12 protein-coding genes are annotated in these 12,328 nt (G+C 63.9%); 4 read left to right on the top strand and 8 right to left on the bottom strand.

What is annotated here, in order from left to right; genetic code table 11:
- Positions 1 to 10 precede the first annotated feature (10 nt).
- The 5 genes from KBY88_RS13755 to KBY88_RS13735 form a co-directional block, all read right to left on the bottom strand.
- Positions 11 to 1,327, bottom strand: coding sequence for a restriction endonuclease subunit S (locus tag KBY88_RS13755; protein ID WP_254940533.1), 1,317 nt, complete (start codon positions 1,325 to 1,327; stop codon positions 11 to 13).
- Positions 1,328 to 1,332: 5 nt separating this feature from the next.
- Positions 1,333 to 2,262, bottom strand: coding sequence for a nucleotidyl transferase AbiEii/AbiGii toxin family protein (locus KBY88_RS13750; RefSeq protein WP_254940508.1), 930 nt, complete (start codon positions 2,260 to 2,262; stop codon positions 1,333 to 1,335).
- Positions 2,259 to 2,861: a type IV toxin-antitoxin system AbiEi family antitoxin domain-containing protein gene (locus KBY88_RS13745; protein WP_254940507.1), complete on the bottom strand. Its 603-nt coding sequence runs from the start codon at positions 2,859 to 2,861 to the stop codon at positions 2,259 to 2,261. The genes KBY88_RS13750 and KBY88_RS13745 overlap by 4 nt, the downstream gene beginning before the upstream one ends.
- Positions 2,862 to 2,939: 78 nt before the next feature.
- Positions 2,940 to 5,123 carry an HsdM family class I SAM-dependent methyltransferase gene (locus KBY88_RS13740; RefSeq protein WP_254940506.1) on the bottom strand — a complete coding sequence of 728 codons (2,184 nt, stop codon included), beginning with the start codon at positions 5,121 to 5,123 and terminating at the stop codon, positions 2,940 to 2,942.
- A gap of 150 nt (positions 5,124 to 5,273) precedes the next feature.
- The gene (locus KBY88_RS13735; protein ID WP_254940505.1) at positions 5,274 to 6,440 is read right to left on the bottom strand and encodes a DUF3293 domain-containing protein; all 1,167 of its coding nucleotides are present in this window, start codon (positions 6,438 to 6,440) and stop codon (positions 5,274 to 5,276) included.
- A 182-nt stretch (positions 6,441 to 6,622) separates the two neighbouring features.
- On the opposite strand from KBY88_RS13735, the gene KBY88_RS13730 reads away from it, so the two are divergent.
- Positions 6,623 to 8,659 carry a DUF3427 domain-containing protein gene (locus tag KBY88_RS13730; protein ID WP_396103214.1) on the top strand — a complete coding sequence of 679 codons (2,037 nt, stop codon included), beginning with the start codon at positions 6,623 to 6,625 and terminating at the stop codon, positions 8,657 to 8,659.
- 55 nt (positions 8,660 to 8,714) lie between these two features.
- Here KBY88_RS13730 and KBY88_RS13725 read toward each other — a convergent pair whose 3' ends face one another.
- Genes KBY88_RS13725 through KBY88_RS13715 form a run of 3 tightly spaced genes read right to left on the bottom strand, consistent with a single transcriptional unit; the run spans position 8,715 to position 11,014 of the window.
- Complete coding sequence (locus KBY88_RS13725; RefSeq protein WP_254940503.1) at positions 8,715 to 9,089, bottom strand: type II toxin-antitoxin system VapC family toxin; 375 nt, start codon at positions 9,087 to 9,089, stop codon at positions 8,715 to 8,717.
- A gap of 23 nt (positions 9,090 to 9,112) precedes the next feature.
- The gene (locus tag KBY88_RS13720; RefSeq protein ID WP_254940502.1) at positions 9,113 to 9,373 is read right to left on the bottom strand and encodes an antitoxin; all 261 of its coding nucleotides are present in this window, start codon (positions 9,371 to 9,373) and stop codon (positions 9,113 to 9,115) included.
- Positions 9,374 to 9,427: 54 nt separating this feature from the next.
- The gene (locus tag KBY88_RS13715) at positions 9,428 to 11,014 is read right to left on the bottom strand and encodes a phytoene desaturase family protein (RefSeq protein ID WP_254940501.1); all 1,587 of its coding nucleotides are present in this window, start codon (positions 11,012 to 11,014) and stop codon (positions 9,428 to 9,430) included.
- A gap of 11 nt (positions 11,015 to 11,025) precedes the next feature.
- Between KBY88_RS13715 and KBY88_RS13710 the strand changes: the two genes are divergently transcribed.
- The 3 genes from KBY88_RS13710 to KBY88_RS13700 all read left to right on the top strand — a co-directional run bounded on the left by KBY88_RS13710 (position 11,026) and on the right by KBY88_RS13700 (position 12,313).
- Positions 11,026 to 11,505 carry a secondary thiamine-phosphate synthase enzyme YjbQ gene (locus tag KBY88_RS13710; protein ID WP_254940500.1) on the top strand — a complete coding sequence of 160 codons (480 nt, stop codon included), beginning with the start codon at positions 11,026 to 11,028 and terminating at the stop codon, positions 11,503 to 11,505.
- Positions 11,506 to 11,627: 122 nt separating this feature from the next.
- Positions 11,628 to 11,879, top strand: coding sequence for a CopG family transcriptional regulator (locus KBY88_RS13705; RefSeq protein WP_254940499.1), 252 nt, complete (start codon positions 11,628 to 11,630; stop codon positions 11,877 to 11,879).
- A gap of 2 nt (positions 11,880 to 11,881) precedes the next feature.
- A complete protein-coding gene (locus KBY88_RS13700; RefSeq protein ID WP_315858139.1) occupies positions 11,882 to 12,313 on the top strand; it encodes a TA system VapC family ribonuclease toxin in 432 nt (143 codons plus the stop codon).
- Positions 12,314 to 12,328: the final 15 nt, after the last annotated feature.

Raw genomic sequence — 12,328 nt, 5'->3', positions numbered from 1 at the left:
GCCACGCGGGTCATACCACTTCCTCACGCACATCGATCTTGCCTGTGACAGTTCCGGAGATCAGGGCGGCGCGGAGTTCCTGGATACGTGCGATCGCGACGCGGACTTTAGAAATCAGCGCATCGATCCGAGCAGTTTCGAGATCAAGGAAGCCAGCGATGGATTGCCTCTCAGAAAGCTGCAGGACTGGCATGGGTATGGACCCCAGCTTTTCGCCAGTTAGCTTTGGCTGAGCAGAACCAGAAATCCATGGATCAAACACTACGCAACTGAGCACCTGTGCCCAGTATCTAATGTCGCCATCCACCGGCTTCAAAATGTGAGCGTGATTGTTTACCCAATACTTTCCAGGCGCAACAAACGCCAAGGGTGAGGAGCGTGAGTAAAGATTTGCTCCATCCTCAGCAACAAGGATGAGTGGCTCATCAAATAGATAATCTTCGACGAAATCGATTACTCCCGACGCCCCATAGTACGGGTATTCCTTTGCCATCGATGACCTCTCTTCGCCGCTGAGTGGAACGCGTACTGAGTCAAGGTTTGAAAACAAGCGCTTCAGTGGCTTGACCTGCCAATGAGCTGGAATCTCCCCCAGCCACTCCACCCCTGAATCCTTCATGGGAACGGTTGGATCGAGGCCCTTCGTAGCGGCGCGCGTGATCAGGGCGGTGCGTTGCTCCTGGAGCAGATCGATCAGCCGCTGCTTCTTCGCCACCAGGGCATCAATTCGGGCGGTCTCGCGGTCGAGGAAGGTGGCTATGGCGCGTTGTTCTGGTTCGGGTGGAAGGGGATGCCGGAGGTTTTTGATAAATGATTCCGGCACTCGCTTCTGACCGCCCGCTCCATACATGTCTGCCCAACCGATCTTTCGGAAGGCGTCGCTCAGGGTGATGTAGAAAAGAAAACGCTGATCAAGGCAGGCGACTGCCCGCAAGACGTGCAACTCCGTCGTGCCAAAAGCTATTCCGTTGACTAGCCCAGTCGCTTCAGCACCCTTCCCATTTTCAAAGCAAGGTGTGATCTTTGCAACGACAATATCGCCGTCTTTAAAGTAGGTGTAACCAGTTCCAATATCTACAAGTAGCTTGCTTCCCGACAGCGCTAGACCTCCATGCTCACCAACCGCTTCCATGGGGACAAAGGAGACCTCCGTGTCAGGGGGAAGCGCACGAAGTTCTGAGGCAACTGGATTCATCACCACTGAGAACTTCAGTCGCTTCGCGGTCCAACGTTCGGGTATCTCTCCCAGCCACTCCACTCCCGAATCCTTGTAGGCGGGATAGGGCTTGAACCGCCCTTGCAGCCCCTCTTTCGTTCCCGCTTCCACCGAGCTCAACTCGCCACCTCCTCGCTAAGCCCCCACCAAGGCCCACCTGCTGGCCATCCCCGATCGAACGGACCACCAGCCACCAGGCTTTCCCGCACCGGCCCCAGAAAGGCAAGGATCGCCTCTCCGATCTCCTCGAAGCGATTCGGCGGGGGCACCAGCACGGCCTCCCGGGCTAGATAACCCGCCCATCGTGCCGCCAAATCCGGTCGTTGGTAAAAGACCGGCGTCAGCGGCGTGGGGATCTGCTCCGTCCAAGGGGTACCGCGCCTTTTGAAGCACGCGTCTACAGCTGCCTGCAACACCTGCCCCTCGAAACTGAAGGAACTGGCCAGGGCCCACAGGTCATGAAAATCCTTCATGCGGCTGTTGCGCAGATCGAGCTTCAGCATCGCTTCGAACTTCTCCGCCACAGCCGCCTCCCGCGGATAGGCCAGTAGCTCCGGTGCCGGCAGATCGTTCAGAAGGGTTGGGTAGGTGATGTCAGCCGGCTCCGGCACCACAGCATCACCGAAGCCCAGATCCAGCTGCACGCCAATGCGTGTGTTGCCAAGCAGGGCGCGGAAGCGGGCCCGCTTGCCGGAATACTCCTCCTCGGGCCGGATCGTCTCCAGACGGAGCGTGCTGAGATCAAAGATCACTCCATCCTCCGGACAAGGCACCGCGCAAACGGTTTCGAGCAATGCCCGAATGGAAGCGTCACTGGGATCACCGGATGCCAGCAGGTCCACATCCTTGGTGCCGCGGTAGGGATCGGGCAACCACACCGTGAGCAAACTCGCCCCCTTGAGGGCGAAACGCTCCCGCACCGCTGACGCACCGAGCCGGTAGAGCAGTCGTTCAGCGGCATAGCGCGTGAGGGTGCGCTGGAAGGCTTCGCCGCCAGCCTTGGCCAGCAGGCGGTCTTTGACCGAGGCGGCTGGGTTCCCCTTCATCGCTGCCCCACCGCCAGGGCCGCACGCAGACGCCGAGACGGCAGCACCTCCAGCACCCGCTCCAGTTCCGCCATGTTCACCTTGTGCTGTCGCAGGCCATCCTCTAATGCTTCCAGGGCTGTTTCGCTGCCCACCAGCCGCTCGAAGCGGAAGCAATCGGCAATCGTGCGCGCCGGCGAGGTGATCCGGGCCGGCACGCCCTCGAACGTGGTTTTGCTCACGCCATAGGTCCAGGCCGGGCCGCTAAAGCGCACGATCCGCAGCTTCAGGGTCTCCAGCTGGGGCAGGCGCGCCTTGTGGGGGATGGCCAGCCAGATCGCAGCCGGCGCCTCGGTGCCGATGTCATGCACCTGCAGGGCCGACAGCAGACACACGATGCTGTGGGGGACCGCGGCGCAGGCCATCGCCAGGGAATAGTGCTCGCTGGGTTCGGCGTCGGTGCGGCGGTAGAGGCCGCGACCAAGCCGCTCCACTGCCCCAGAACGCAGCAGGCTGGGCAGTTGATGGCGGCTGAGCCCGGCCGCATCCAGATCACTGGAGCGGAAGAAGGCGCCCAGGCCGGCTTCCTGGCTCGAAATGTCGGCAGATGGAGCAGCCATGCCGACAATCTGAGCGAAACTGCGGCCCCTGTCAACGCGAGATGTCGGCAACGTATGGCAAGGTGCCTTCATTTTGCGTTAGACCCTGCCTGCGGCCGTCACCTCCGCCAGCATCCGCAGGATGTCGTCTTCGATCGTGCGGATGTCCGCCTCGATCTCCTCGAGCGGGCGAGGTGGTGTGTAGCGGTAGAAGTAGCGGTTGAAGTTGATCTCGTAGCCCACCAGCCCCACCAGGCCGTCGCGTTCGTCGCGCTTGCTGGTGTTGATCCAGGCATCGGGCACATGGGGGAGCACCTCGCGATCGAAGAACGCCTGCACGCTGGCTGGGATTCCCTCATCGTCGACCGGGTCGGGACCGGGCGGCAGGGGAACGCTTTCGGTGTCGCGCAATTCGGGGTCGGGCTCGGGCGTGCCGTCGCCATTGGTGCAGATCTCCGCGTTCTCGTCCCGCTCGCCCAGGGCGGCGAGGATCGCCTTGCGGGCTGGTGCGGTGAGCTTCACACCGGCGTGGCGAGCGGCCAGGGTGAGGAGCTTGTCAAACTCGACCCGATCCGGGAACGGCTCCTCCGGTAGATCGTTCACCAGGTCGCAGATCTTCTCCTGTAGAGCGCGGCCTTCAGAGATGTCCCGGGCTCCGGCCTCCCCTTTCTTCTTGCTAGTGGCCAGGGCCAAGAAACCCTTCTCGGCCTGCAGCTGTGCGACCCGTTCGGGGCTGGCCTGGAAGCTGAGCCGCAGCGGTCGCTCCACCGTGATTTTGCGGAAGCCGAAGTGGGTGGTGGGGAAGATGCGGCTCACCACGATCTCCTCGGTCTTGCCGTCCTTCGTCACCGTGCGGGTATCGCCGTCGGTGTAGTCAGCAAGGATCTTGAGAATGTCCTGGGCCTTCGCGTAGGGGATCTCACGGCGTTTGTCGCCCAGGGACTTTCGCATCGCCGCACAGAACAGTCCGGTCTTGGTGTCCTGATCGAAGTGCGACGAATCGATCAGTTGCACTTTCCCCTTTCGCTCAGGGGCCTTGCGGTTCGTCACTACCCACACGTAGGTGGCGATGCCGGTGTTGTAGAAGAGCTGCTCGGGAAGGGCGATCAGCGCTTCCAGCCAGTCGTTCTCCAGGATGAAGCGGCGGATCTCGCTTTCGCCGCTGGCGGCGTCGCCCGTGAACAGCGGCGATCCGTTCATGATGATCGCGATGCGGGAACCGCCTTCGGCTGGATCCTTGGCATGGGCCAGCATGTGCAGCAGGAACAGCAGCTGTCCATCACTGATGCGCGGCAGACCCGGTGGAAAGCGCCCGGCGGCGCCTCGCTCGTGTTCGGCTCGCACGTCTGTTTCATCCCGCTTCCAGTCTTTGCCGTAGGGGGGATTGGCTATTAGGTAATCGAAGTTGATGCCTCTGTGGCGGTCGTTGGCGAGCGTGCTGCCATAAAAGAGATTGTCGGCATCACGGCCACTGGGATCCTTCATGAATAGATCCGACTTCGACACGGCCCAGGTTTCTGGATTGACCTCCTGGCCAAATAGATGAAGCTCGGCCTGTTCGTTGATCGCAGGGCTGAGCAGCTCACCATTCTTGCGTAGGCCAGAAGTGATGTGCTCCTTGCTGATCATCAGCATGCCGCCCGAACCGCAGCATGGGTCATACACGGTGGCCACGACACCCGGCCTACGGATGAGCTCTGCATCACCGGCCAGCATGAGATCCACCATTAGGTGAACCACATCCCGCGGCGTGAAGTGCTCCCCAGGGTTCTCATTCAGTGCTTCGTTGAACTTGCGGATTAGTTCTTCAAAGATCGTACCCATGGTGGCGTTGTCGATCCGGCTGGGGTGCAGATCTACCTTCTTGAATCGTTCCAGCACCTGAAAGAGTAGCCCGGCTTCATCGAGCTTGCTGATCGTGTTGTCGAAGTCGAACTTCTCGATAACCTCGCGCATGTTAGGACTGAAGCCCGCGATGTAGTTGCGCAGGTTCTTGGCCAGATCGGGTGCATCGGCCAGCAGCTTCTCGAAGTCGTAGCGGGAGGTGTTGTAGAAGGCGAAGCCGGCGGCCTTGCGCAGCTGCGGATCCAGGTTCTCCAACTTCTTGTCCCGCAGCTCCGCCTGCTTGGCCAGCACAGTTTCCTTCGTTCCTGCGAGCACACAATCAAGCCGCCGCAGCACCGTGAGCGGCAGGATCACGTCCTGATACTTGCCGCGCTTGAAGGTGTCACGGATCAGGTCGGCGACGCCCCAGAGGAAGCTGACGATCTCGTTGTGGTTCATGCGGATCAGTCGCCGTTAGATGCCAGCCTAGCAATGAGAATCGGATAATCGCAAATCACCTTCTCTTCGCTTTGCGGCTATTGAGACCATGCTCTTGCGGAATCTATATCTTAATTCAATGATGACAGGAATCGAGCAGGCTGATGCCGCTCAAGTCGCTCTACCTCTTCGCCGCATTTCAACCCCATCTGCTGAATATACGACGAAGTTTAAGTCGGTGATCTCAAAGAATCCCCTTTGCCGGAAAAGCTTGCAGACCTCTCCTGCTTCATCCCTTTGCATTCCTCTAATGGCGACACTCTCTTCTCTCCGGCGACCGCAACTTGAGCGTCCTTCCACAGGGATAGGATCGTAGCCCCTTTGAGCAAGGAGATTCACAAGCTCGTGATTTCGTTCGGCGTTCTCAGCCTCGCTCAGCACCTCCTCGTGCGGATTCGATGCAGTGAGAATGATCCATGGCGATCCCTCCGGAAGATCGCCCGGCTGCGAACCTGCCCAAACTTCTTCGGAGACAACGCGTCGAACGATCTCAGTAGAGGCATAGGCCTCCCATGCTTGAAGAGAATCGACGGAGAGGCTCTGAATCCTCCCCAACAGCAGATCAAGTTCCTGCAAACGGCTTCCATAGCTGGCAACCTTCTCACTGATGGCGAGGAGGCTTCTTCCGTGGGCGATATGATTTCTCAAGCGATTCACAAACTTTGATAGCTCATCGAATCTGCCACTGGCCCCCTTCCCTGAATAGCCTAGATCGCCGAGGAGTTTCTTGTTCTGCTTCGTTCTCAGGATTACCTCTCGGAGATATCTTGGTCCCGGAGAGTCATCGTTTTCATCAGGCGGAGAATCTGGAATTGGCGTAGTGTCATAGGTACCAATCAGTCGCCGAAGGCCAGCTTCAAGCGCCATTGTCTTGGCAAAAAGGTAAAGGCAAACAGCTGGCTTGGAAAGATCATCTCGCGTGGCTATGCCAACTAAATCTCCATCCTCTTGCAGAAAGAACCACCCCTTTTCAGTGAGTATCCGGATTGCATCCTGAAGGGAAAGTGAAGGCGCGACGATCAGTGCTTCATCAAGTGGCCGGATTGCAGTCTGAATGGAAGATTGGCGTTCCATTGCCCGAAGGTCCTCCCTCTGGAGAAAACCAAGAGCAGCATGATCTGTGACTGGTGCGACATCAAAGTCGTTACCCGTCATCCATGCCAGCACCTCTCCGGCGATATCGTCAGGCTTAGCAAGTAGCAAGTCAGACGTAGCAAAATGCTCAGCTCGAATGGCTTCCATTGCCAAGACTTCGATACCGGCGTAATCCTTAAACATTGATGCACATGCTCTTGGCAGAGCTTATCAACGGTTGTCTGTCATGGGTGCGTGCACTTTGCTGCATGTCACCAATTACATGCTCAAGCACTTTAATGCCGCCGCCCTGACCGCTCCCTCGCTCAGCCTCGCCACCACCTCGTCCAGCAACACGAAAGAACCCTCCACCGGTAGGGGGCGGCCTGCAGACCCACATTCCCGTCGATCAATTCAAGGAAGGCTTCACCACCTTCCGCCAGGTGCTGCGCGATGGCTCCTTCGGTGAGCTGCTGGTGGATGGCCAGCGTCCCGGCCAGTGGCGCCATGTGTTCGCCTCGGTGCAGTCGCTCGCGGGGATCGATCCGGCGGGCCTGGCGCCGGGCACGTTCGACGTGGTGATCGTCGATGAGTTCCACCACGCCGCCGCCTCCAGCTACGAGCGCTGGCTGGCCCACCTGGCGCCGTCCCTGCTGCTCGGCCTCACCGCCACCCCCGAACGCACCGACGGCCTCGACATCCTCCATTGGTTCGGCGGCCACACCGCCGCTGAGCTGCGGCTCTGGAGCGCCCTCGATCAGGGCCTGCTGGCGCCCTTCCACTACTTCGGCCTCCACGACGGCACCGACCTCTCCCGCATCGAATGGCGCCGCAACGGCTACGACAGCGGCGCCCTCTCCAGGCTCTACACAGCCGACGACGCCCGCCTGCGCCTGATCCTGCGCGAACTCGAGGGCAAGATCACCCACCTGCAGACGATGCGGGCCCTGGGCTTCTGCGTGAGCGTGGAGCACGCCGGCTGGATGGCCCGCAAGTTCGCCGATGCCGGCCTGCGCGCCGCCGCCCTCGATGCCTCCAGCCCCCGCGAGGAGCGCGCCGAGCAGATCCGCCGCCTCAGGTCCGGTGAGCTGCAGATCCTCTTCGCCGTGGATCTGTTCAACGAAGGGCTCGACATCCCCGAGATCGACACGGTGCTGTTCCTGCGGCCCACCGAGAGCGCCATCGTGTTCCTGCAGCAGCTCGGCCGCGGTCTGCGCCTCTGCCCGGGCAAGAGCTGCCTCACCGTTCTTGATTTCATCGGCCAGGCCCACCGCCGCTTCCGCCACGACCTCCGCTACCGCGCCCTGCTCGGCGGCACCCGCGACCAGCTGCGCCAGCAGATCGAAACCGGCTTCCCCTTCCTCCCCGCCGGCTGCAGCCTCCAGCTCGATCGCGTCTCCACGGAGCGGGTGCTTTCCAATCTGCGCGAGTCGCTGCCCAGCCGCCGGCCCCAGCTGCTCGCCGAATGCCGACGCTTCGGGGCCTGCTCGCTGGCGGCGCTGCTCGATGGGCTCGGGATGGAGCTGGGGGAGTTTTATCGGGTGGCGGGGTGTTGGGCGTTACTGCAGCGGGAGCTGGGGTGGGGAGCGGCGGCAGCCTCCGGGGAGCCCACGGCGGATGAGGAGCGGTTGGGGCGGGGGATCGCCGGCGGCCTGCTGCATCTCGACGACCCCGAGCGCCTGCGCTGGCTGGTGGATCAGCTGCAGCGGCCCGTGGCGCCTGATCCGGCGGGGTTGGATCTGTGTGCGGAGCGTCAGTGGCGGATTCTGCTGGCCCAGCTCTGGGGCAGTGGCCGCAACCATGTGCCCCTCGCAGAGGCGTTGGTGCGGCTCTGGGCCGCTTCCGCCATCCGCGCCGAGCTGGTGGAGCTGGCTGGGCTCCTGCTGGAGCGCACCGACCACCTGGTGGCACCGCTCGATTGGCCGTTTCTGTCCGATAGCGATCCAGCCCCGCCGGTGCCCCTCATGCTCCACGGCCGCTACTCCCGCGCCGAAGTGTTCGCGGCGTTTGGCTTGCTGAACGAGGCCCGCCCCTTCCCCGGCCGCGAGGGGGTGTTCTTTGATGAGGCGTCGCGTTGCGACGTGTTCTTCATCACCCTGAAGAAGAGTGAGCGGTTGTTCTCCCCCACCACCCGCTACAACGACTACGCCATCTCACCGCGTGAGTTCCACTGGGAGAGCCAGAGCCTCACCCGCGAAGCCTCAGCCACCGGCCAGCGCTACATCCACCACCGCGCCCGCAGTAGCCGAGTGCTGTTGTTTGTGCGGGAGGAGAACCGGCGCTGCGGCGTCACGTTGCCGTTTCTTTGCCTGGGCTTTGCCGACTACGTGAGCCACGAAGGCGAACGCCCGATGGCGATTCGCTGGCGGCTGCAGCGTGCGATTCCGGGGGGCTTCTATCCGGAGCTGGCGGTGGCGGTGTGAGGGGGGGCAGAACGCCAAGTGGGAAGGCACCTGGCCAACCCCTGCCTGCTGGCCATTACCAGGCCTCCAGGTGCAGATCGGCCACATGGGCAAAGGCCTGATCCGCCGTCACCAGGGCGCAACCTTCGCTGAGGGCATGGCTGGCGATCAGCAGATCCATCGCCGCCAAGGGCTTCCCGTTGCGTTCGAGATCGGCCCTCAGCCGGCCATACACCCTGGCGCAGGCTTCTGACCAGGGCAGGATCTCCAGGGTCTTGAGAGTGTTCTCCACCAGCGCTTGCAACCGCGACGTAGGCGGCAGCTTCTCCAGGCCATATCGGATCTCCGCCACCACGATCGACGACAGGCAACAGCGTTGCTCACGCACCCAGGTATCCAGGCACGGCGACAGGCCTTTCAGAAAGGCGTTCACGGCGTTGGTGTCGAGCATCAGCCTCCCCTTTGCCGCAGCCATCAGAGGAACTCCACCGGTTCCGCAGGGCGCGTGTCGCGCAACCCCTCGAAAAACGCTTCCAGCTCGGCCTGGAAGCCAGGCTCCTGAAGCAGGTCATCCCTTTGATCCAGTAAGGCGCGGGCCGATGGCCGCACCGGCGTGAGCACCACAGCGCCACTCTCGGGATCGCGATGCACCTCCACCTCCGTGCCCTCGAAGCGGAACTCGACGGGTAGCCGCACCGCCTGGCTGCGGCCGTTGCGGAAAAGCTTGGCGCGCATCGATCCGAAGTGATAGATACCAAGTCTAGACCGGTTCGCAAGCGCCGCGCCGACTCAAGCCGCCAGGATGCCCGTCTCCTGCAGCAGCCGCCGCTGGCGGCGGGCGTCCACGAAGTGGTGGGCCGCCATGGCGCCGCTCACGGCCGCCGGCGGTACGCCGATGCCGGGGAACACGCCGGCGCCGCAGAGCACCAGCCCCTGCACCGGAGTACCGCCGCCGGGAAACGGCCCCCGATCGGCGGGCCAGGCCGGGCCGTAGCTGCCCTGGTGCAGCCGCAGGAAGTGGCGGTGGGTGAGGGGGGTCCCCTGCAGCTCGATCACCACCCGCTCGCGCCAGTCGGGCAGCACGCCATCGAACACCTGGTGGAACACCGCGCAGCGCTCCTGCTTGAGGCGTTTGTAATCGGCACTGCTCCGCTCCAGCTCGCTCCAGAGCTCCCAGGGTTCGTTGGCGGGGGTGTAGCCATGCAGCACCTGATGCCCCGGGGGCGCCAGGGAGGGATCCAGCAGTGACGGCATCGACAGCACCACCATGTTGCGTTCGGCGCCGATGCCCCGCTGCCAGTCGCCCACCCAGACGTGATGGATCGGCAGCTCAGCCAGGTCGTCGCCACGCAGGCCCAGGTGCCAGTGCAGGAAGCTGGCGCAGGCCGGGGTGGCCTGCAGCCGCCTCCTCCAGCGCTCGGAAACGGAGCCCTCTGGGAGCAGGGCCGGCAGATCCCAGGGGCTGAGGTTGGCGATCACGCCCAACCGGGCACCCATGCGTTCGCCACCGGTGAGCCGTACCCCGCAGGCCCTGCCACCTTCCACCAGGATCTCCGCCACCGGGGAGCGGCACTGAAGCCGGCCGCCGTGGCGCTCCAGGCCGCGCACCAGGGCCGCCACCACCGCGGGGCTGCCGCCGATCGGGTAGTCCAGAGCGGCGTCGGGCTCGAACCACTCGCCGAACAGGGTGGCCATCGCCGCGGCGCTGGTCTGCTCCATCCCCAGCCCGGAGATCAGGAAGCAGAGCAGCTCCACCCAGTGGAGCAGGAAAGGATCGCGCAGGTGGCGACGGGCGAGCGGTCCGAAGGCACCCCCCAGCTGGCCCAGCCGGCCCGCCTGGGCGAGCAGCCCCAGACCCTGGCCGCCGAGGACGGCCGCCGTGCCCAGGCCCGGCCGCAGGGCCAGCAGCGGCAGGGAGCGAGCGGCGGCGCAGAAGGGCTGCAGAACCTGCATGAAGCGGGCCCATTCGTCGGCGGCGGCGGCTCCGCGCAGGTCGCGCACCACGGCCAGGAAGGGCTCCAGGCCCACACCCACCCGCAGCTGGCCCTCGGGCAGCAGCAGCCCCCACTCGTGGTAGCTGTGCACCGGCACCTCCTCCCCGATCGCCCGCAGCACCTGGGCCAGGGGGTTGCTGCTGGGCCAGCTCCCCAGACCGCTCCAGAGGGAGGGCCCGGATTCAAAAGCAAAGCCCTGGCGCTGGAAGCCATGGGCCGCGCCGCCTGGCTGGTCGTGGGCTTCGAGCACCAGCACCTCGAGGCCATGACGGGCGGCCATGGCGGCGGCGCAGAGCCCCCCCAGCCCACTGCCCACCACCACCAGATCCGGTTCTCTGCAGTGATGCGGCGGAACCCCTCCTGTCGCCGCCTGGTTCGCCATGGGGTGATGCTATGGAGAAGTGCCCTGCCGATGCGGCGATGTTGCGCCAGAGCCTCCACCAGCTCAGCCTCCAAACCCGGGGCGAAGGCTTCACCGACATCACCACCGCCCTCGACCGGGAGATCGGGGCCAGCGGGTTGGCCACCGGCCTGGCCAACCTGGCCTGTCTGCACACCTCCTGTTCGCTCACCATCAACGAGAACGCCGACCCTCGGGTGCTGCTGGATCTGGCCGCCTACCTCCAGGCCCTGGTGCCCCAGGAGGGGGTGCGACCGATCAGCGGCCGGGGCGAACTGCGCCCCTATCGCCACGACGACGAGGGCCCGGATGACATGCCCGCCCACATCCGCACGGCCCTCACCTGCACCACCCTCGCCCTGCCGTTCCGGGGCGGGCGGTTGCTGATCGGCACCTGGCAGGCCGTCTATCTCTGGGAGCACCGGGCCCAGGCCCAGCACCGGCAGCTGAGCCTGCATCTGCTCGGGGAGTGAGCTGGGTGCTGGCGTTGATGCGGGTCGTCGAGGGCTTCTGCGCAGCAGTTGCCTGCCTCTGGCGGGAATGGCGCAGACAGGAGGACTGCCCCTTAAATTGATGCTTGATGCCACAACATCAGATGCGCACCACCCTGCAACTCGACGATGACGTGCTGGCAGCGGCGCGGGTGCTGGCCCGGCAACAGCGCACCAGCCTGGGGGCCGTGATCAGCGAGCTGGCGCGCCAGGCCCTGGTGGCACCAGCACCAGGCTCCAGCTCGGAACATCGGAGGGCCGACCATCGCAACGGCCTGCCCCTGCTGCCCTGGAAGGAGCAGGGGGCACCGGTGGATCTGGAGCTCGTGAACAGCCTGCGCGACGAGCTGGCGTGAGGGTGGCTCTACTGGATGTGAACGTGCTGATCGCCCTGCTGGATCGGCGCCACGTACACCATGAACCTGCCCATGGCTGGTTTGCGGCAGCGCAGGCCCATGGCTGGGCCACCTGCCCCCTCACCCAGAACGCCGTGCTGCGCATCCTCGGCCAGCCGCGCTACCCCAACAGTCCGGGGCCGCCGGCGGTGGTGGCCCCTTTGATGGCGGAACTGATCCGCCACCCGCAGCATCAGTTCTGGCCGGATTCGCTCAGCCTGCTGGGCCACAGCGGTGTGGATGCATCGCACCTGCTGGAGGCAAGCCAGCTCACCGACACCTATCTTCTGGCGCTGGCGGTGCACCGCGGTGGCTGGCTGGTGAGCTTCGATCGCCGCCTCAGCTGCGAGGCGGTGGCTGGCGGCCGCGAGGCCCTGTGGTTGATCGATGCCTGAGACCGCCAGACGCGG

Source organism: Cyanobium sp. Morenito 9A2 (assembly GCF_024345575.1).
Taxonomy (GTDB): domain Bacteria; phylum Cyanobacteriota; class Cyanobacteriia; order PCC-6307; family Cyanobiaceae; genus ATX-6F1.
Note: the sequence above shows the minus strand (reverse complement) of the source record. Positions and strands in the feature narration are given on the sequence as shown.